This window comes from Streptomyces sp. NPDC028308, from assembly GCF_055565855.1.
Map to the genome: position 1 here is coordinate 1 of NZ_JBVHTO010000025.1, position 18,723 is coordinate 18,723.

General features: G+C 72.5%; 16 protein-coding genes. 6 read left to right on the top strand and 10 right to left on the bottom strand.

The window, feature by feature from the left end; translation table 11 throughout:
• Positions 1-333: 333 nt before the first annotated feature.
• Genes ACZ4VA_RS38300 through afsQ1 form a run of 3 tightly spaced genes read right to left on the bottom strand, consistent with a single transcriptional unit; the run spans position 334 to position 3,175 of the window.
• A complete protein-coding gene (locus ACZ4VA_RS38300) occupies positions 334-954 on the bottom strand; it encodes a hypothetical protein (protein WP_468084570.1) in 621 nt (206 codons plus the stop codon).
• Positions 951-2,501, bottom strand: a complete 1,551-nt coding sequence (locus ACZ4VA_RS38305; protein WP_355780052.1) for a HAMP domain-containing sensor histidine kinase — start codon at positions 2,499-2,501, stop codon at positions 951-953. The genes ACZ4VA_RS38300 and ACZ4VA_RS38305 overlap by 4 nt, the downstream gene beginning before the upstream one ends.
• Positions 2,498-3,175, bottom strand: a complete 678-nt coding sequence (gene afsQ1, locus ACZ4VA_RS38310) for a two-component system response regulator AfsQ1 (protein WP_099505496.1) — start codon at positions 3,173-3,175, stop codon at positions 2,498-2,500. Before afsQ1 ends, ACZ4VA_RS38305 begins: the two co-directional genes overlap by 4 nt.
• Before the next feature lie 261 nt (positions 3,176-3,436).
• Between afsQ1 and ACZ4VA_RS38315 the strand changes: the two genes are divergently transcribed.
• Positions 3,437-4,210 (top strand): SigE family RNA polymerase sigma factor, encoded by a 774-nt coding sequence (locus ACZ4VA_RS38315; protein WP_355780048.1) that lies wholly within the window; start codon positions 3,437-3,439, stop codon positions 4,208-4,210.
• A 177-nt stretch (positions 4,211-4,387) separates the two neighbouring features.
• Here ACZ4VA_RS38315 and ACZ4VA_RS38320 read toward each other — a convergent pair whose 3' ends face one another.
• Positions 4,388-5,023, bottom strand: a complete 636-nt coding sequence (locus ACZ4VA_RS38320) for a uridine kinase family protein (protein WP_355780045.1) — start codon at positions 5,021-5,023, stop codon at positions 4,388-4,390.
• Between the two features lie 127 nt (positions 5,024-5,150).
• On the opposite strand from ACZ4VA_RS38320, the gene ACZ4VA_RS38325 reads away from it, so the two are divergent.
• Entirely contained in the window at positions 5,151-5,552 is a 402-nt protein-coding gene (locus ACZ4VA_RS38325) for a hypothetical protein (protein WP_355780042.1), read from the top strand.
• A 124-nt stretch (positions 5,553-5,676) separates the two neighbouring features.
• Here ACZ4VA_RS38325 and ACZ4VA_RS38330 read toward each other — a convergent pair whose 3' ends face one another.
• The 3 genes from ACZ4VA_RS38330 to deoC are packed head-to-tail and all read right to left on the bottom strand — an operon-like array spanning position 5,677 to position 8,970.
• Positions 5,677-6,564 carry an aldehyde dehydrogenase family protein gene (locus tag ACZ4VA_RS38330; protein WP_355780039.1) on the bottom strand — a complete coding sequence of 296 codons (888 nt, stop codon included), beginning with the start codon at positions 6,562-6,564 and terminating at the stop codon, positions 5,677-5,679.
• Positions 6,557-8,008: an aldehyde dehydrogenase family protein gene (locus ACZ4VA_RS38335; protein WP_355780036.1), complete on the bottom strand. Its 1,452-nt coding sequence runs from the start codon at positions 8,006-8,008 to the stop codon at positions 6,557-6,559. Before ACZ4VA_RS38335 ends, ACZ4VA_RS38330 begins: the two co-directional genes overlap by 8 nt.
• A 5-nt stretch (positions 8,009-8,013) precedes the next feature.
• Positions 8,014-8,970, bottom strand: a complete 957-nt coding sequence (gene deoC / locus ACZ4VA_RS38340; RefSeq protein WP_468084574.1) for a deoxyribose-phosphate aldolase — start codon at positions 8,968-8,970, stop codon at positions 8,014-8,016.
• A gap of 112 nt (positions 8,971-9,082) precedes the next feature.
• Between deoC and ACZ4VA_RS38345 the strand changes: the two genes are divergently transcribed.
• Together ACZ4VA_RS38345 and ACZ4VA_RS38350 are read left to right on the top strand one after the other, a co-directional pair.
• Positions 9,083-9,724: a PH domain-containing protein gene (locus tag ACZ4VA_RS38345; RefSeq protein ID WP_355780033.1), complete on the top strand. Its 642-nt coding sequence runs from the start codon at positions 9,083-9,085 to the stop codon at positions 9,722-9,724.
• Positions 9,725-10,228: 504 nt separating this feature from the next.
• Complete coding sequence (locus tag ACZ4VA_RS38350; RefSeq protein ID WP_468084576.1) at positions 10,229-11,893, top strand: hypothetical protein; 1,665 nt, start codon at positions 10,229-10,231, stop codon at positions 11,891-11,893.
• A 137-nt stretch (positions 11,894-12,030) separates the two neighbouring features.
• Here the strand turns inward: ACZ4VA_RS38350 and ACZ4VA_RS38355 are convergent, their stop codons facing one another.
• The 3 genes from ACZ4VA_RS38355 to ACZ4VA_RS38365 form a co-directional block, all read right to left on the bottom strand.
• Positions 12,031-13,662, bottom strand: a complete 1,632-nt coding sequence (locus tag ACZ4VA_RS38355) for a phospho-sugar mutase (RefSeq protein ID WP_468084578.1) — start codon at positions 13,660-13,662, stop codon at positions 12,031-12,033.
• Between the two features lie 251 nt (positions 13,663-13,913).
• Positions 13,914-14,738: a purine-nucleoside phosphorylase gene (locus tag ACZ4VA_RS38360; RefSeq protein ID WP_355787136.1), complete on the bottom strand. Its 825-nt coding sequence runs from the start codon at positions 14,736-14,738 to the stop codon at positions 13,914-13,916.
• 220 nt (positions 14,739-14,958) lie between these two features.
• Positions 14,959-15,396, bottom strand: a complete 438-nt coding sequence (locus ACZ4VA_RS38365) for a gamma-glutamylcyclotransferase family protein (protein WP_121405665.1) — start codon at positions 15,394-15,396, stop codon at positions 14,959-14,961.
• A 107-nt stretch (positions 15,397-15,503) separates the two neighbouring features.
• On the opposite strand from ACZ4VA_RS38365, the gene ACZ4VA_RS38370 reads away from it, so the two are divergent.
• Together ACZ4VA_RS38370 and ACZ4VA_RS38375 are read left to right on the top strand one after the other, a co-directional pair.
• Positions 15,504-16,952, top strand: coding sequence for an NAD(P)H-quinone dehydrogenase (locus ACZ4VA_RS38370; RefSeq protein WP_452923593.1), 1,449 nt, complete (start codon positions 15,504-15,506; stop codon positions 16,950-16,952).
• Positions 16,953-17,266: 314 nt separating this feature from the next.
• Positions 17,267-18,241, top strand: a complete 975-nt coding sequence (locus ACZ4VA_RS38375; RefSeq protein ID WP_468084581.1) for a DeoR/GlpR family DNA-binding transcription regulator — start codon at positions 17,267-17,269, stop codon at positions 18,239-18,241.
• The last annotated feature ends 482 nt before the right edge of the window (positions 18,242-18,723 follow it).

Consider the following 18,723-nt stretch of genomic DNA (forward strand, 5'->3'; position numbering starts at 1 on the left):
CTCGACGGCCATTTGATGTACCGGCACGGCCCCTTCGGTCGCATGGCGGCTTGCGGTTCGTAGGGGCTGAGCTGCGGGGGCGCGGGGTCGGTGGCTCCGGTGCGGGCACACGTGCGGTGAAGGGCGGCGGCCCCTCCAGCTGCGGGCAGGCGTGCCGCTCGGGGCGATGGGGGTCCCCCCGCTCGAGCGGAGCCGAGAGTGGGGGAGGGTGGGCGCAGGCGGCTCCCCGTTGGCGCCGGGTTCGCCGTCCCACCCTGACCTCAGCTGCGGCACCGGGTGCCGGATGTACGTGGGGTGAGCGGGACCGCCGCGGCCTCGGCTGTGGGGGTGGGGTCAGTTTTCGGTGATGTCTGTGGAGGGGGGAGTCTCTGTGCCGGGGCTGGCGCGGACCTCTGTGGTGCAGTCGTAGTGGTGGAGCGGGGCCGGGGCGGGGCCGCCCAGGATGACGGAGCCGTCGTCCGCCGCGGTCGCCTCCGAGTCGGCGAACGTGCAGATGATCTGCGCGAGGGCGTACGACGTCAGCTTCTCCGGCGCCGTGCTGAGCCGGAACGTGTTCTCCGGGTCCTTGCCCTGCGGCCCGCTCACCCGCGTACCGGCGCGCACGTCGGTCGAGTAACCGGCCTGCCTCTCCGGCGAGGAGGGCGTTCCCGCGAGCTGGTCCAGGAGCCCCTGGGCGACCAGTACCCGGCGCTGCGCCTCAGCCGTACCGTCCGGGATGCGCACCGACCGGTCGACCGTCACCAGTTGCGAGGAGCACAGGAGGAAGACCTGGACCGGGATGCCGGGCGCCGACCGGGTGGTGATGTCGGAGCCCGACAGCGAGCACGGCACCCGGGACGGCGCGGGGCCGAAGTCCGTCGGGACCTGGGTCGAGCGGATGCCGCAGCCCGTGAGCAGCGCCGCGGACGCCACGAGCGTCAGCCAGGGGCGTACGCCCCGCAGTCGTCGCCTCATCCGGCGTCCTCCTCCGTGCCGTCCGCCTCCGGGGGCACGGACGTGTCCTGGGGCAGCCGCAGGGTGAACACGGCGCCGCCCTTGGGGGAGTTCGCCGCCGTGATCTCGCCGCCGTGGATGTGCGCGTTCTCCAGGGCGATGGACAGGCCGAGTCCGCTGCCCTCGGAGCGCGGGCGGGACGCGCTCGCCTTGTAGAAGCGGTCGAAGACGTGCGGGAGCACGTCCTCGGGGATGCCGGGGCCGTGGTCCTGGACCTCGATCACCAGGTCGTCGGACTCCTTGCGGACGAAGACGCAGACCGGCGAGCCGCCGTGCTTGAGCGCGTTGCCGATCAGGTTGGCGAGGATGACGTCGAGCCGGCGCGGGTCGAGCCGGACCATCATGCCGCGCTCGGCGTTGAGTTCCACCGCGTCCAGCCAGGCGCGCGCGTCGATGCACGCCGTGATCTGATCGGCGATGTCCACGTCGTCAAGGACCAGGCGGGCCGTGCCCGCGTCGAAGCGGGTGACCTCCATCAGGTTCTCGACGAGGTCGTTCAGGCGGCGGGTCTCACTGACCACCAGCCGGACCGCCGGCTCGATCATCGGGTCCACGCTGCCGGTCTCCGCGTCGAGTTCCTCTTCGAGGACCTCCGTCACGGCGGTGATCGCGGTCAGCGGCGTGCGCAGTTCGTGGGACATGTCGGCGACGAAGCGGCGGGACGCCTCGTCGCGCGCGCTCATGTCCTGGACGCGTTTCTCCAGGGACTCCGCCGTGCGGTTGAACGTGCGTGACAGATCGGCGAGTTCGTCCGTGCCCGAGACGCGGAGCCTCGTGTCGAGCTTGCCCTCGCCGAGCCTGCGGGCCGCGGTGCCGAGGCGGTGCACCGGCTTGAGGACCGTGGTCGCCGCGGCCTGCGCGAGCAGCGCCGAGCCGATCAGCGCAAGGCCCGTGGCGATCCCCAGCGACCAGGCGAGGGAGTTGAGGTCCTTGGCCTCCGGTTCGAGGGACTTGAGCATGTAGCCGGTCGGGCCACCGCCGATCACCCTCGTGCCGGCCACCAGGTACGGCTCGTCGTCCTCCACGATCCGCTGCCAGTACAGGTGGTACGCGTACTTGTTGCCGGAGGAGACCGACTGCCTCTTGTTCACGGCCTTCTGGAGGGACTTCGGCACGTCCTCCAGGGTGAACGCGTCCAGGTCCGAGTTGCCCGTGACCGTCCGGCCGCTCTTGTCGGCCTCGACGAGCAGCACACTGAAGCGCTGGCTGCTGTTGGCCATCTGCCCCGCCGTGTGCTGCAGTTCGTCCTGCGTGGGGTGCGGGCGCAGGGCGCTGGCGCGGTTCTGCATCTCCTGCTGGAAGTCGCGCAGCACCGCGTCCTGGGTACGGGTGAGCACGGCCTCGCGGTTGAGCCAGTACGCGATCCCCGACGCCGACACCGCCGCGGTGAGCGCGACCAGCCCGAACACCACGACCAGGCGCAGCCGCAGGCTGGTGAAGCGCAGACCGGCGAGCCTCGCCCTGCGCGCCGCGGCCCAGCCGCGGCGCTCGTCCTGCGGTGGTGTCACTGAGGGTTGTCCAGCCGGTAGCCGACTCCGCGCACGGTACGGATCAGGGTGGGCGAGGACGGGACGTCCTCCACCTTCGCGCGCAGGCGCTGCACGCACGCGTCGACCAGGCGGGAGTCGCCCAGGTAGTCGTGCTCCCAGACCAGTCGCAGCAACTGCTGGCGGGACAGCGCCTGTCCGGGTCTGCGGCTCAGCTCCAGGAGCAACCGCAGCTCGGTCGGCGTCAGTTGCAGGTCCTCGCCGTTCTTCGTGACGGTCATGGCGGCCCGGTCGATGACCAGGGAACCGAACGTCGCCGAGTCGTTGGCCTCCCGCTCGCCGCGCCGCAGCACCGCCCGGATACGGGCGTCGAGGACGCGGCCCTGCACCGGCTTGACCACGTAGTCGTCGGCGCCGGACTCCAGCCCGACCACCACGTCGATGTCGTCGCTTCGGGCGGTCAGCAGGATGATCGGCAGCTGGTCCGTGCGCCGGATGCGGCGGCACACCTCGAATCCGTCGATGCCCGGCAGCATCACGTCCAGCACGATGAGATCCGGCCGTTGCTCTCGCAGCAGCTTCAGACCGTCCTCGCCGGTGGCAGCGGTGGCCACACGGTGTCCCTGGCGCGTCAAAGAGAGCTCCAGGGCCGTACGGATGGCGTCGTCGTCCTCGATCAGCAACAGGGAAGGCACGAACGTCATTCTGGCCCATCGCACGGTGGTCTATCGACCGTTGAACCGCTCCCACCCATCTCTTGCACAGATGGAAGTCGCCATGAGCCGTCTGCGTAGTCGTACGGCTCTTCTCCGTGATCGCCGCGTGACGCGCCCGGGGGTGACCCCTGTGACAGGCCTGTGACAGTCGGCGGACACGGCCATGAAGTGCCGGCGGCAGAGTTTTCGACACCAGCAAGGCACGCAGGGAAACCGGGACTCCACGACGGGGGGCGCGAGATGAACACGCTGCACAGCACCAGCACTAGCGCAGTGGTCACGCGTCTTCACGACGTCAACCGGAGCACGGAGAAGTCCGGTGCTGTGAGCGGGCGGGGGTGCGCTCGCGGCGCCGGGCGTCAGCACACCGCGTACATGACGGTGGTTGACGCGTTCACGGGGGGAACGGCGGTGGCGGAGAAGTCCGCCGCCGACGGGGGAGCTCACGGGGGAGCCGCGTACAGGGAGGGCTCGGGGGAGCGTCGCTCGCTGTCGGAGGCGGAGTTCACCGCCTACGTCCAGGAGCGCCGCGCCTCCCTGTACGCGACCGCCTACCACCTGACCGGGGACCGCTTCGAGGCCGAGGACCTGCTCCAGAGCGCGCTGTTCTCGACGTACCGGGCGTGGGAGCGGATCAGCGACAAGGCCGCGGTGGGGGGCTACCTGCGGCGGACGATGACCAACCTGCACATCAGCGCCTGGCGTCGGCGCAAGCTGAACGAGTACCCGACCGAGGAACTGCCGGAGACCGCCGGTGACACGGACGCGATGCGCGGCACCGAGCTGCGCGCCGTGCTGTGGCAGGCGCTCGCCCGGCTGCCCGAACTCCAGCGCACCATGCTGGTCCTGCGCTACTACGAGGGCCGCACGGATCCGGAGATCGCGGAGATCCTCGACATCAGTGTCGGCACGGTGAAGTCCAGCATCTGGCGGTCGCTCCGCCGGCTGCGCGAGGACGAGGTCCTCAGCTTCGGCCGTGACGAGGAGGAGTCCTTCGGCGAACTCGTCGCCTGAAGGTCCGGGGGAACGGGGAAACGGGGGACGCACGGGGGAACGGTTCCGGGGGGAGCCGGTGTGGTCACGGGGGAGCGGTTCCGGGGGGAGCCGCTGTGATCACGGGGGAGCACGAAAGAGCGGGACTGGAGGGCCGGGGGGTCCTTCCGGTCCCGCTTTCGTGTGTGCGGGCGGACGCTACGCCGGGCTCTTGGCGGCCGCGCTGCGGCCCGCCGCCGCTCCTGCCAGCCGTCCCAGCGCCTCGTCCCGGTCGCAGGCGTACGCGCCCAGCGCCGTCTGCCGGGCCACGATCGACCGCTCGTCCCGCATCAGGCGCCAGCCGCGGCGCAGCAGGAACGGCACGGACTTGCGGCCCTCCCTGAGGTCACGCAGGAAGCGCCGGCGGAAGGTGGTGACGGGGCCCCGGGTCAGGCACAGGGCGTCGGCCAGGACGCCGAGTTCGCGGCAGCGGCCGACGATCTCGGCGGCGAAGATGCCCTCGGCGATGAACAGCGGGGTGCGGTCGATGTGCAGGGTCTCCGTGCCCGTACGCGCGCTCAGGGAGATGTCGTACACGGGGACGGTGGTACGGCCCGTGCGGCAAAGCTCGGCGATGGCGGCGACCGCGGTGTCCGCGTCCCAGGACAGCGGGTGGTCCCAGTCGATGTCGGAACTCCCCTCCACCTGGGGCAGGGTCGGGTCCGACGCCTCCTTGTAGAAGTCGTCGAGCCGCAGGACGGGCAGGCCCGAACGGGCGGCGAGGAGGGACTTCCCGGAGCCGGACGGGCCGGACAGCAGCACGACGCGGGCGGGTATGGGCGGATGGGAACTCACGAGAGTCCAGTGTGAGGCATCGGGGGGCCCCGGCCGACCCCGCGGGTCGGCGTTGGAGCGCACATCACACCTCAACTACCCTACGTGTCGACCTGATTACCTTGAGCAGCAGAAGGCGGCACCAGTCATGGCCCGACACACACCCCTGAACAGCCCGACCGCCCGGCGTGCCCTGGTGGCCCTCGCGACGGCGGGCGCGGCACTCGGAGCGGGGGCCTCCACGGCCGCCGCGGACACTCAGGACGTTCTCGGCGTGGCGCACACCCGGCCCACCTCGCTCGGCAACATCGACCCCCAGGCGGGACTCGGAGCGGTGACCGGGATCGTCCAGTACGTCACGGGACCGGTGGAGGGCCTGAAGCCCAACCCGCTCGCGGGCACGGGCGTCGACCCGCTCGACAACGGCGTCGGCACCCAACTGGGCGACTTCCGGCCGCTGACCTCCCAGGCCCTGACCGGTCCGCTGGCGCAGGCGCCGTCGATCGGGAGCATCCCGGTCATCGGGCAGGCACCCGGGCTGCTGCACTGAACGTGAAGAGAGCCGCGCTCCCCCTGGACGGAGGGGAAGCGCGGCTCTCCGGTGTACGGGACCCCGGGGACACGGATCGGGGTCCCGAGACCACGGGGGCGCGATGGCCCCGGACCGCGGTGGCTCAGTAGGCGGAGCCGGACGCGCCCAGCGAACCCGTCGGGTGCCAGACGGTCTTCGTCTCCAGGAACGCCGTGAGCCGCTCGATGCCCGGCGTGCGCGCGTAATCCACAGGCTGTGGACGGAAGACGCGCTTCAGGTTGTCGGCGGCCGCGATCTCCAGCTCCTTCGCCAGCGCCTCGTCGGCACCGGCGAGGTCGATCGCGTTCACGTCCTGGTGCGCGGCCAACGGCGCGGCGATCTCCGCCGTCCGGCCGGACAGCACGTTGACCACACCGCCGGGCAGGTCGGAGGTGGCGAGCACCTCGCCGAGGGAGAGCGCCGGGAGCGGCGAGTTCTCGGAGGCGATGACGACGGCGGTGTTGCCCGTCGCGATCACCGGGGCGACGACCGAGACCAGGCCGAGGAACGACGACGCCTGGGGTGCCAGGACGGCCACCACGCCCGTCGGCTCCGGCGTGGAGAGGTTGAAGTACGGGCCCGCGACCGGGTTGCCGCCGCCGACCACCTGGGCGATCTTGTCGGTCCAGCCCGCGTACCAGACCCAGCGGTCGATCGTCGCGTCGACCTGCTCGGCGGCCTTGGACTTCGACAGGCCCTCGGCGTCGGCGACCTCGTGGACGAACTGCCCCCGGCGGCCCTCCAGCATCTCCGCGACGCGGTAGAGGATCTGGCCGCGGTTGTAGGCGGTCGCACCGGACCACGGGCCGAACGCCTTGCGCGCGGCGACGACCGCGTCCCGGGCGTCCTTGCGGGAGGACTGCGGCGCGTTGGCCAGCCACTTGCCCTTCGAGTCCGTCACCTCGTACACCCGGCCGCTCTCGGAACGCGGGAACTTCCCGCCGACGTACAGCTTGTAGGTCTTGAACACCGACAGTCGCGCATCAGACATCGAGGTACGCCTCCAGGCCGTGGCGGCCGCCCTCGCGGCCGAAGCCCGACTCCTTGTACCCGCCGAAGGGCGAGGTCGGGTCGAACTTGTTGAACGTGTTGGACCAGACGACGCCCGCGCGGAGCTTGTTCGCCACCGCCAGGATGCGGGAGCCCTTCTCCGTCCAGATGCCCGCGGAGAGGCCGTACTGGCTGTTGTTGGCCTTGGCCACGGCCTCGTCCGGCGTCCGGAAGGTGAGGACGGACAGGACCGGGCCGAAGATCTCGTCGCGGGCGACGGTGTGCGCCTGGGTGACGTTCGTGAAGAGCGTCGGGGCGAACCAGTAGCCGGACGAGGGCAGTTCGCAGGCCGGGGACCAGCGCTCGGCGCCCTCGGCCTCGCCCTGCTCGGTGAGCGTGGTGATGCGCGCCAGCTGCTCGGCGGAGTTGATCGCGCCGATGTCCGTGTTCTTGTCGAGCGGGTCGCCGAGGCGCAGCGTGGACAGCCGGCGCTTGAGCGAGTCCAGCAGCTCCTCCTGGATCGACTCCTGGACGAGGAGCCGCGAACCCGCGCAGCAGACCTGGCCCTGGTTGAAGAAGATGCCGGAGACGATGCCCTCGACGGCCTGGTCGATCGGGGCGTCGTCGAAGACGATGTTCGCGCCCTTGCCGCCCAGTTCGAGGGTGACCTTCTTGCGCGTGCCGGCGATCTGGCGGGCGATGGCCTTGCCGACCGCCGTCGAGCCGGTGAACGCGACCTTGTTCACGTCCGGGTGCTCGACGAGCGCGGCGCCCGTGTCGCCGTACCCCGGGAGGATGTTGACGACGCCCCTGGGCAGGCCCGCCTGGCGGCAGATGTCCGCGAAGAACAGGGCCGACAGGGGAGTGGTCTCCGCGGGCTTCAGGACGACCGTGTTGCCCGTCGCGAGAGCGGGGGCGATCTTCCACGCCAGCATCAGCAGCGGGAAGTTCCACGGGATGACCTGGCCGGCCACGCCCAGCGGGCGCGGGTTCGCGCCGAACCCGGCGTGGTCGAGCTTGTCGGCCCAGCCCGCGTAGTAGAAGAAGTGCGCGGCGACCAGCGGGAGGTCCGCGTCGCGGGTCTCCCGGATCGGCTTGCCGTTGTCCAGCGTCTCCAGGACGGCCAGCTCGCGGCTGCGCTCCTGGATGATCCGGGCGATGCGGAAGAGGTACTTGGCGCGCTCGGAGCCGGGCAGCGCCGACCACTTCTCGAAGGCGCGGCGGGCGGCCTTCACGGCGCGGTCCACGTCCTCGGCGCCCGCCTGCGCCACCTCGGAGAGGACCTCCTCGGTGGACGGGCTGACCGTCTTGAAGACCCGGCCGTCGGCGGCCTCGGTGAACTCGCCGTCGATGAACAGCCCGTAGGACGGGGCGATGTCGACGACCGCGCGGGACTCGGGCGCCGGTGCGTACTCGAATGCGGATGACCGCTTCTCGATGGTCATGGTGATCAGTCCACCGTCACGTAGTCGGGGCCGGAGTAGCGGCCGGTGGCCAGCTTCTGACGCTGCATCAGCAGGTCGTTCAGGAGCGAGGAAGCGCCGAAGCGGAACCAGTGGTTGTCCAGCCAGTCCTCGCCCGCGGTCTCGTTGACCACGACCAGGAACTTGATGGCGTCCTTGGAGGTGCGGATACCGCCCGCGGGCTTCACGCCGACCTGGATGCCGGTCTGCGCGCGGAAGTCGCGGACGGCCTCCAGCATCAGCAGCGTGTTCGCGGGCGTCGCGTTCACCGCGACCTTGCCGGTCGAGGTCTTGATGAAGTCGGCGCCGGCCAGCATCCCGAGCCAGGAGGCCCGCCGGATGTTGTCGTACGTCGACAGCTCGCCGGTCTCGAAGATGACCTTCAGCCGGGCGGCGCCCGCGACCTCCTTCACGGCGACGATCTCCTCGTACACCTTCATGAAGCGGCCCGAGAGGAACGCGCCGCGGTCGATGACCATGTCGATCTCGTCCGCGCCCGCGGCGACCGCGTCGCGCACGTCGGCCAGCTTCACGTCGAGCGCGGCACGCCCGGCCGGGAACGCGGTCGCCACGGAGGCGACCTTCACCCCGGAGCCGGCGACGGCCTCCTTGGCGGCGGGCACCATGTCGGGGTAGACGCAGACGGCGGCGGTGCTCGGCGTCGTCCGGTCCGTCGGGTCCGGACGGACCGCCTTGGCGCCGAGCGCCCGGACCTTGCCCGGGGTGTCCGCGCCTTCCAGCGTCGTCAGGTCGACCATCGAGATGGCGAGATCGATGGCGTACGCCTTCGCCGTGGTCTTGATGGAACGGGTGCCGAGTGAGGCGGCGCGCGCCTCCAGGCCGACCGCGTCGACGCCGGGCAGCCCGTGGAGGAAGCGGCGCAGCGTGCTGTCGGACGCGGCGACGTCCGTGAGTGCATGAGCAGCGGATGCAGTGGTGGGCATGGTCACGACCTGAGCATATCTACGCGCGTAGCGGCTGTACACCCCACGTGGTCGAAGTGACCTCGACCACCGTGTACGGGCACAGCTGCCACTGTCGGGCACAATCGGGGCCATGACGACCCCGGACCACCAGTCTCCCGCACCGGACGCCGCGCACCCAGAGCTGAGCGACCGCACCTACCGGTCGTCCGCGGGTATCGCGGGCGGCGTGCTGCTGCTCGCCATCACGGGCTGGCTCGGCATCGACGCGCTGATCATCGGTGACGGGCGCACGCCGTGGGTGGCGCTCGCCGCGCTGATCCTGCTCGTCCCCCTGGTGAGCGCCTTCACCCTGCGCCCCGCCGTCTTCGCCAACGAGGACCGGCTGCGCGTGCGCAACCCGTTCCGGGTGATCGTGCTGCCCTGGGCCGCCGTCGGCTCGCTGCGCTCCGGCTACTCCAACGAGGTCGTCGACACCGCCGGCACCAAATATCAGCTGTGGGCCGTGCCGGTCTCCCTGCGCGCCCGCAAGCGCGCCGCCAGGCGGCAGTCGCGCAGCGCCGCCGCGGACACCAGCGGCCGCACGTCCGCGATCGCGACCGACCCCACCCGCGCACCGGCCGACCAGATCATGGACGACCTGCGGGAACTCGTCCAGGACCGCGCGGCGGCACCGACCGCCCAGGGCGAGGTCAGCGTGCGCTGGGCGTACGAGGTGCTGGCCCCGGTGATCGCGGGGGCGCTGCTGCTGGTGATCCTGCTCGCGATCGGCTGAGCGGACCGTCGCTCCTGACCGGCGCGGGCTCTCGTGCGCGGTGCCGTGCGCGGGGCGCCGTGCTGCGGTCGCTTCCGGTGAGTGGCGCGTGGCGAGCGGGTCGGTTCGTCCGTGCGGGGCGTTTCGGCGCTTGCGGTGCGTGAAGCGGAGGGCGGTCCGTCCGTCGGTGACTCGCGCGCGTCGGCCGGTTTCGGTGAGCTGCGAGTGGAGGGGCCGGTGGTCGCCGTGACCCAGCCGCTGCGGGGCGGAATGCGGCGGGCCGGTCCGTCCGTCGGTGGCTGTCGCGCGCCGGCCGTCTGACGTGGGCCGCGAGTGGAGGGGCCGCCCTGCCTGGCGGTCGCCGTGCTTCGAACGGCCGCTTGCGGTGCGTGATGCGGCCGGCTGGTCCGTCCGCCTACGGTGGGCCGCGAGTGGAGGGGTCTGTCCTGAGCTGCGGTCGCCGGGCCGGGCCCCGCTTTCGTGGTCGTGGGCAACCGCGGCCAGGGTCCGAGCGTCTGGTCATCGATGAGTACGAATCTTGAGGGGCCCGCGCGGCTGCCCGCCGCCGCTGTGCCCGACGACTGCCGTGCCTGGGACGGCGAAGGGGTCCGCCGCTGGACGGGGGCGCTGCCGCCGCGCTGGGCCCCCGTGCGCGGCCGGGCGCGCTACCACCTGACGCTCGGCGCCCTCGTCGCCGCCTCGCCCTTCCTCGTGCCCGCGCTCGCGGACGTACGCCCGTACGTCGCCGCGCTGCTCGCCTGCCACGTCGTCTGGGTGTCGGTGCGCCCCGAGGTCGTACCCGTCACGGCTCCCGCCCTGGCCGTCGTCCTCCTCACGCAGCACCCCCGCCTGCCGTGGGCGGTGACCGCGCCGGTCGTCGCGGCACTGGCCGTGTCCTGGATCGTCGCGGGTCTGCGGCTGCGGGCCAGGGGGCGCCAGCGCGAGGCCGCCCTCGCCGCGGCCGACGGCGTGACCGCGCCGCCGCCCGGGAAGGACCGGCCGCTGGAGCGCGGGACCTTCCTCGTCCCCGCCGGACTCGTCCTCGCGGTGCTCGGCGGCGTCCTGCCGGCCACGGCGGACGCCTGGAACCTCACCGGCGACCCCGAGGTGTCCCGGACGGTGGGCTGCTGCGCGCTCGGCCTGGGCCTGACGGCCGCCCTCTCCGGTGTGCTGGGCCGGCGCCGGGCCACCGCGCTGCGCCGAGCCCCGGTACCGGTGCTGCGCGTCCTGGCGCGCGACGACGGCACCGGCGACACCGAGGTCTTCGCCGCGGACGACCGGCAGGCGCGACGGCCGCTGTTCGTCGTCTCCCTGCGTGACCTGCCGGACGACGACGAGGACGACGACGAGGACGAGGACGAGGTCGAGGATGACGACGACGAGGACGACGAGCTGGAGAAGCTCCTCGCCGGTCTCGACACCCCCGGCCCGCTGAGTGAGGCCGTCCTGTACGGCGTGCCCTGCGACGGCGCCGAGATCCTCCTGGTCCGCGCCGAGGAGGAGGCCGACGAGCCGCCCGCGCGCGCCTGGTCCACCGGGCCCGTACGCCCCCTGTCGGAGGGTGCCGCGCGGCGCCGGGTGGCCGCGCTGCGCAAGGCCGCGGCCCGCGAGCAGACGCAGGAGGAGCGGCGGACAGCGGTGGTGCGGGCGCTGGACGCGGGGCCGGTGCCCGTACGGCGCTGGGGAGCGGGCTGGTGGGACCGGCTCGGCGCCGCCGCCCTCGTGCTGTTCGGCTGCTTCCTGCTCCCCGCTGAGGACGGTGTGTGGCGCTACGTCCTGGCCGCGGCGGTCGGCCTGATGGGAGTGCTGTCGCTGCCCCGCAAGGCGGCCTGGCGCATCACCGCCGACAGCTCCGGGCTGTGGCTCAACGACCTGCGCGGCACCCGGCACGTCGCCTGGGACCACATCCGGGTCGTCGAGTGCCGCAACACCGTGCTGAGGGTGGACAGCCACCGGGCCTCGTTCCCCGTGTGGAGCGTCCACGGACCTCGGCTGCTGTGGCTGGAGCGGCGGTTCGGACTGGTCCACCCGTACGAGAGGACGGCCGCCGAGATCACCGCCATGTGGCGGGACCCCGCGCTGCGGCCGACGGGGAGCAGCAGCGGACGGGAGCGGGGGCGGCCGCTGTGGCCCGTGAGCGTGGTCCTGGCCGTGGCCTGGGCCGTCGTGCTGGTCTTCCTGCTGCCGTGAGCCGCGCCGGGCGCGCGTGAACCGACCCGAGTCGCGCTGATCGGGCGTGCGCCGGGTGCGCCCCGGGAGTACGGCCGAAGCCCCGGTCCGGGGACCCGGACCGGGGCTTCGTCTCGTGGTGCGTGCGGGGCGGTGGCTCAGATGCCGGCCGCCGCCGACAGGTCCTGCTTGATCATCGTCAGCAGGCCGGTCGCGCGGGTGCGGGCCTCGGGGAGGTCTGCGTGGGTCGCCACCGGCACCACGACCTCCAGGTAGCACTTCAGCTTCGGCTCGGTGCCGCTCGGACGGACGATCACGCGGGCGCCGTCCAGGGTGTAGCGCAGCCCGTCGGTGGGCGGGAGCCGATCCGTGCCCTGCGTCAGGTCCTCGGACTTCTCGATCGTCAGGCCCGCGAGCCGGGTCGGCGGCTGCTCGCGCAGGCGCCGCATCGCGCTCGCGATGACCGAGAGGTCGTCCACCCGCACCGACAGCTGGTCGGTGGCGTGCAGGCCGTACTCCACGGCGATGTCGTCGAGGAGGTCCAGCAGCGTGCGGCCCTCCTCCTTGAGCTCGGAGGCCAGCTCCGTGACGACCAGGGCGGCGGTGATGCCGTCCTTGTCGCGTACGCCCTCGGGGTCGACGCAGTAGCCCAGCGCCTCCTCGTAGCCGAACCGCAGTCCCTCCACGCGGGCGATCCACTTGAAGCCGGTCAGGGTCTCCTCGTAGGCGAGGCCCGCCTTCTCGGCGATCCGGCCGAGGAGCGAGGAGGAGACGATCGACTCGGCGAACGTCCCGCGCGCGCCCTTGCGGACCAGGTGCTCGGCGAGCAGCGCGCCGACCTCGTCACCGCGGAGCATGCGCCAGTCGCCACCGTCCCTGACGGCCACCGCGCAGCGGTCGGCGTCCGGGTCGTTGGCGATGATCAGGTCCGGCTCGGTCTCGCGCGCCTTCGCGAAGGCCAGGTCCATCGCGCCCGGCTCCTCCGGGTTCGGGAACGCGACCGTCGGGAAGTCCGGGTCCGGCTCCGCCTGCTCGGCGACGAGGACGGGCTCCGGGAAGCCGGCCCGCGCGAAGGCGCCGAGCAGGGTCTCCTTGCCGACGCCGTGCATGGCCGTGTAGACCGTGCGGGCCGTCCGGGGCGAGCCGGGGGCGAGGGCCGCGTCCGTACGGGCCAGGTAGGCCTCCAGGACGCTGTCGTCGAGGGTCTCCCAGCCGCTGTCCGGGCGCGGCACGTCGGCGAGCGAGCGCACGGCGTCGATCTCGGCCGCGATCTCCGCGTCGGCCGGCGGCACGATCTGCGAACCGTCGCCGAGGTAGACCTTGTAGCCGTTGTCGCGCGGCGGGTTGTGGCTGGCGGTGACCTCCACGCCCGCGACCGCCCCGAGGTGCCGTATGGCGAAGGCCAGGACCGGGGTGGGCAGCGGACGGGGCAGGACGGCGGCCCGGAGCCCGGCGCCGGTCATCACGGCGGCGGTGTCCCGGGCGAAGTCGGCGGACTTGTGGCGGGCGTCGTAGCCGATCACGACGAGGCCGTCCGTCCGGCCCTGCGCCTTCAGGTACGCGGCGAGTCCGGCGGCCGCGCGGATGACCACGGAGCGGTTCATGCGCATCGGGCCCGCGCCCAGCTCGCCCCGCAGGCCGGCGGTGCCGAACTGGAGGGTGCCGCCGAAGCGTGCGGCGAGCTCGGTGACGTCCCCGGACTCGATGAGCTTGGCGAGTTCCTCACGGGTCTCCGCGTCGGGGTCCTCGGCCAGCCATGCCTCGGCCCGTGCGATGAGTTCGTCCTGCACGTGGGGTCAACCTCTCGTCTTCGTCTGCGTCGTACGTTGCTGTGTACCCGGGTTTCGTCCCGGGCGCTCCCGCACGGCGCGGCCCGGACCCGTCCAGGTGCGCGCGGGGCCCGGGACGGACCCCGCTCCGCGTACGCCGGAGGGTCGGGACCGCCCTGGAGAGCGCCGGGAGCCCGCGGCCCCCTAGGCGTCGAGGACGAGCGCGTCGGGGCCGGGCAGCCGGGTCCGGGGGGGGCAGGGGCCCGGCCGGGTCAGATGCGGTCCAGCACCCGGGTGAGCAGGGCGCCCATGCGGGCGGCCGAGTCGCGGCCCGCCTGGAGGACCTCCTCGTGGTTGAGGGGCTCACCCGTCATACCGGCGGCGAGGTTGGTGACGAGCGAGATGCCGAGGACCTCCGCACCCGCCTCGCGCGCCGCGATCGCCTCCAGGACGGTCGACATGCCGACCAGGTCCGCGCCGATGACACGGGCCATGCGGATCTCGGCCGGCGTCTCGTAGTGCGGGCCGGGGAACTGCGCGTAGACGCCCTCCTCCAGGGTGGCGTCCACCTCCTTGCACAGGGCGCGCAGGCGCGGCGAGTACAGGTCCGTGAGGTCCACGAAGTTCGCGCCGACGATCGGCGAGGTCGCCGTCAGGTTGATGTGGTCGCTGATCAGGACCGGCTGGCCGGGGCGCATGCCCTCGCGCAGGCCGCCGCAGCCGTTGGTGAGCACGATCGTCTTGCAGCCGGCGGCGACGGCGGTGCGGACGCCGTGCGCGACGGCGGCGACGCCGCGGCCCTCGTAGTAGTGGGTGCGGCCCAGGAAGACCAGCGCCCGCTTGCCGCCCGTGCGGTAGGAGCGGATCTTGCCGCCGTGGCCCTCGACCACCGGCGGCGGGAAGCCGGGCAGCTCGGTGACCTGGAACTCGGCCTCGGGGACGCCGAGGGCGTCCACGGCCGGAGCCCAGCCGGAGCCCATCACGAGGGCGACGTCGTGGGTCTCGGCGCCCGTGAGCTCGCGCAGGCGCGCGGCGGCGGCGTCGGCGGCGGCGTAGGGATCGCCCTGGATGTCGTCCGGAAGAAGAGATGCGTTCACGCGCATGAGGGTAGCCGGTCTCGGCCTACGCGCGTAGATGACAGAGCTCACGGTCATGCGATCGTTGTCTTGTCGTTTCCCACGAAAGAGCGGGCCCGGGGCGCGCCGGACCGGGGAGCGGGTGCCCCGGATCGGGGAGCTGGGCCGCCGCTCCGGGCGGGCGGTGCGGCGATCCCGTGGCGGCACGGCACGGGGATTTCCGGGGGCCGGCGGCCCGGCGTCAACAGGGGCGCTTGCGGAGTTCCATGACGTAGTCGTGCGGCGCCCCGGCCGACTCCGCCGCGTCGGCGATCTCACCCAGGTACCTGGCCGACGGCAGCCCGCCCTCGTAGCCGTTCAGCACGTACACCCACGCGGGTTCCTCGCCCTCCAGGGTGTGCACCCGTACGCGCATCCGGCGGTAGATGTCGAGGCCCACGCCCTCCCAGCGGTCCATCGAGTCCTCGTCCAGCGGCGCCACGTCGTACAGCGCCACGAACACCTGGGAACGCGGTGCCTCGACGATCGTCGCCAGCGCGCCCTCCCAGCCCATGTGCTCACCGGCGAAGGTCAGCCGCCAGCCGTTCAGCCAGCCGGTGGCGCGCAGCGGCGAGTGCGGGGCGCGGCGCGTCATGAGCCGCGGGTCGAGATTGCCGGCGTACGCGGCGTAGAGCGACATGGGGTCGAGGGTACGGCAGCGGCGACCCGGCCCCCCGCGTAACAGAAGTCGCTCGAATGCGCGCTCGGCGGGCCCCGGGGCGGAAGCACCTTGGCGGGTGCGGGACAATGGAGTACGTGACTCGGATCGTGATCATCGGTGGCGGACCCGGCGGATACGAGGCGGCCCTGGTGGCCGCCCAACTCGGCGCGGAGGTGACCGTCGTCGACTGCGACGGTCTGGGCGGGGCGTCGGTGCTGACCGACTGCGTCCCGTCGAAGACCCTCATCGCGACGGCCGAGGTGATGACCACCTTCGACTCGTCGTACGAGGAACTCGGCATCATCGTCGCCGACGACACCCCGCCGATGGAACAGGCCGCCCGGGTGGTCGGCGTCGACCTCGGCAAGGTCAACCGCCGGGTGAAGCGGCTCGCGCTCGCCCAGTCCCACGACATCACCGCCTCCGTCACCCGTGCCGGGGCCCGTGTGCTGCGCGGTCGCGGCCGGCTCGACGGGCAGCAGGCCACGGACGGCTCCCGCAAGGTCGTCGTGCGCGCGGCCGACGGTAACGAGGAGACCCTCGTCGCGGACGCGGTCCTCATCGCCACCGGCGGGCATCCCCGCGAGCTGCCCGACGCGCAGCCGGACGGGGAGCGGATCCTGAACTGGACGCAGGTCTACGACCTGGACGAGCTTCCCGAGGAGCTCATCGTGGTCGGCTCCGGCGTCACCGGCGCGGAGTTCGCCGGCGCCTATCAGGCGCTCGGCTCACGCGTCACGCTCGTTTCCAGCCGTGACCGCGTGCTGCCGGGCGAGGACCCGGACGCCGCCGCCGTCCTGGAGGACGTCTTCCGGCGCCGCGGCATGAACGTCATGGCCCGCTCGCGCGCCCAGGCCGCCAAGCGGGTGGGCGACCGCGTCGAGGTCACGCTCGCCGACGGCCGGGTCATCACCGGCTCGCACTGCCTCATGGCCGTCGGCGCCGTCCCGAACTCCAGCGGCATGGGGCTCGAGGAGGCCGGGGTCAAGGTCAAGGAGTCCGGGCACATCTGGACCGACAAGGTGTCCAGGACCACCGCCCCCGGCGTCTACGCCGCCGGTGACGTGACCGGCGTCTTCGCGCTCGCCTCCGTGGCCGCCATGCAGGGCCGCATCGCGATGTACCACTTCCTCGGTGACGCGGTCGCCCCGCTGAACCTGAAGACGGTCTCTTCGAACGTCTTCACCGACCCCGAGATCGCGACCGTCGGGTACACCCAGGCGGACGTCGACGGCGGGAAGATCGACGCCCGGGTCGTCAAGCTGCCGCTGCTGCGCAACCCGCGCGCCAAGATGCAGGGCATCCGGGACGGCTTCGTCAAGATCTTCTGCCGGCCCGGCACGGGGATCGTCGTCGGCGGTGTCGTCGTCGCGCCGCGCGCCTCGGAACTCATCCACCCCATCTCGCTCGCCGTCGACAACAACCTGACCGTCGAGCAGATCGCGAACGCGTTCACCGTATATCCCTCCCTGTCGGGATCGATCGCGGAGGTGGCCCGGCAGTTGCACACCCGCAAGAGTGCCGGCGAGGGCTGATCGGTTCTGCCGGGCCGCGCCCGGGCGGCGGGGCGCTCGTGGGGAGTGCGTCCGGCGGTTGCGGGGGCTCGCGTCGAGCGAGTCGCGGGGAGTGGCGGCCGCGCGCGGTCCGCGGCGCGTGGGCCGGGCGGGGGTGTTCTGGCCGGTCGGGCCGGTGGTGACTCCCGCCGGTCACGGAGAGTCGCCGCCCATTCTCGCGGCATAGGCGCCGGGCGTAGGCACGTATACCACTCCGTGTCCCTCTGTGCGAACAACTTCTGTTATTCGGCGCAAACTGCTGAAAGCAGACGGTCGTTGGGGTTACTGTCAGTTTCGTGTTCGCTGCAGAACGTCGCCAATTGATCCTCGAAATGGTGCGAGCGAACGGGGCCGTGTCGCTCCGTGAGCTCGCCCGCGTCGTCCAGACCTCCGAAGTGACCGTACGGCGGGACGTGCGCGCACTGGAGGCAGAAGGACTCCTCGACCGCCGGCACGGCGGTGCGGTACTGCCGGGCGGGTTCACGCGGGAGTCCGGCTTTCCGCAGAAATCGCATCTCGCGACCGCCGAGAAGACGGCCATCGCCGATCTCGCCGTGGGTCTCGTCGAAGAGGGCGAGGCCATCGTGGTGGGGGCGGGAACCACCACCCAGGAGCTGGCCCGCCGGCTCGCGCGGGTGCCCGGACTGACCGTCGTCACCAACTCGCTGCTGGTGGCCCAGGCGTTGGCCCATGCCAATCGCGTGGAGGTCGTGATGACCGGCGGTACCCTGCGCGGTTCCAACTACGCCCTGGTGGGCAGCGGGGCCGAGCAGTCCCTCCAGGGGCTGCGGGTCTCCCGGGCCTTCCTCTCGGGGAGTGGTCTGACCGCCGAGCGGGGGCTGTCGACGTCCAACATGCTGTCGGCGTCCGTCGACCGCGCGCTGGTGCAGGCGGCGGGGGAGGTCGTGGTCCTCGCCGATCACACCAAGCTCGGGACCGACACGATGTTCCAGACCGTGCCGACGGATCTGATCACCCGGCTGGTGACGGACGAGCCGCCCGCTCACGACGACCGGGCGGGCACGGAGTTGCAGGCCCTGGCCGACCAGGGCGTGCAGATCGCCGTGGCCGGGTCGTCGTCGGCGTCGTCCTCCGGGGGTGCGGGGGGTGATACGGGCCCGGCGGGGCGTCAGTCGCGCCGGGACATGCCGTTGCCCGGGCCGCGCCGGGGGCAGGTGCCGGGGGCGGGGGCGCAGTTGCGGAGCGCGACCGTGCTGGGGGAGCAGGCTCCGGGGGAGCGTGCTCGGGTGGCTGACTTGCGCCGTCGCTGACGACGGGGTGCGCCGTGCGGTGCGGTGCGGTGTCCTCTTTGGCGCCGGTGCGCCGGTGCGCCGGTGCGCCGGTGCGCTGGTCGCCGTTGGTGCGGTGTGGTGGGCGTCGGGCGCGGTGGGGCCGGTGGGTGGGTCGGGGCCGTGCCGGTACATCCGGCCGTCGGTAGTTGTTGCCGGCGTTCGTCACCAGCGTTCCTCGGTTGCGTACGTCCCCGTCTCGACGGCCATTTGATGTACCGGCACGGCCCCTTCCGCCGGATCGCGACTGCGGGCCGTGGGGGCTGAGCCGCAGGACATAGATGCTCGGTTCGGCTGCCGGTTGTGGGTGGTGATGTGGAAGTGCCCGGCGCCTTCGGGAAGGGGCCGGGCACTTGTTTGTGCTGTGGGTCAGTCCTTGATCTCGCAGATGGGGGCGCCGGAGGTGAGGGAGGCGCCGACTTCGGCGGTGAGGCCCTTGATGGTGCCGGACTTGTGGGCGTTGA

Bases quoted from the DNA above. Each gene is read 5' to 3' on its own strand.
- ACZ4VA_RS38315 (WP_355780048.1), top strand. From the start codon at position 3,437: ATGAACACGCTGCACAGCACCAGCACTAGCGCAGTGGTCACGCGTCTT.
- ACZ4VA_RS38370 (WP_452923593.1), top strand. From the start codon at position 15,504: ATGGAGTACGTGACTCGGATCGTGATCATCGGTGGCGGACCCGGCGGA.
- ACZ4VA_RS38350 (WP_468084576.1), top strand. From the start codon at position 10,229: ATGAGTACGAATCTTGAGGGGCCCGCGCGGCTGCCCGCCGCCGCTGTG.
- ACZ4VA_RS38345 (WP_355780033.1), top strand. From the start codon at position 9,083: ATGACGACCCCGGACCACCAGTCTCCCGCACCGGACGCCGCGCACCCA.
- ACZ4VA_RS38365 (WP_121405665.1), bottom strand. From the start codon at position 15,396: ATGTCGCTCTACGCCGCGTACGCCGGCAATCTCGACCCGCGGCTCATG.
- ACZ4VA_RS38325 (WP_355780042.1), top strand. From the start codon at position 5,151: ATGGCCCGACACACACCCCTGAACAGCCCGACCGCCCGGCGTGCCCTG.
- ACZ4VA_RS38330 (WP_355780039.1), bottom strand. From the start codon at position 6,564: ATGTCTGATGCGCGACTGTCGGTGTTCAAGACCTACAAGCTGTACGTC.
- deoC (WP_468084574.1), bottom strand. From the start codon at position 8,970: ATGCCCACCACTGCATCCGCTGCTCATGCACTCACGGACGTCGCCGCG.
- ACZ4VA_RS38300 (WP_468084570.1), bottom strand. From the start codon at position 954: ATGAGGCGACGACTGCGGGGCGTACGCCCCTGGCTGACGCTCGTGGCG.
- ACZ4VA_RS38335 (WP_355780036.1), bottom strand. From the start codon at position 8,008: ATGACCATCGAGAAGCGGTCATCCGCATTCGAGTACGCACCGGCGCCC.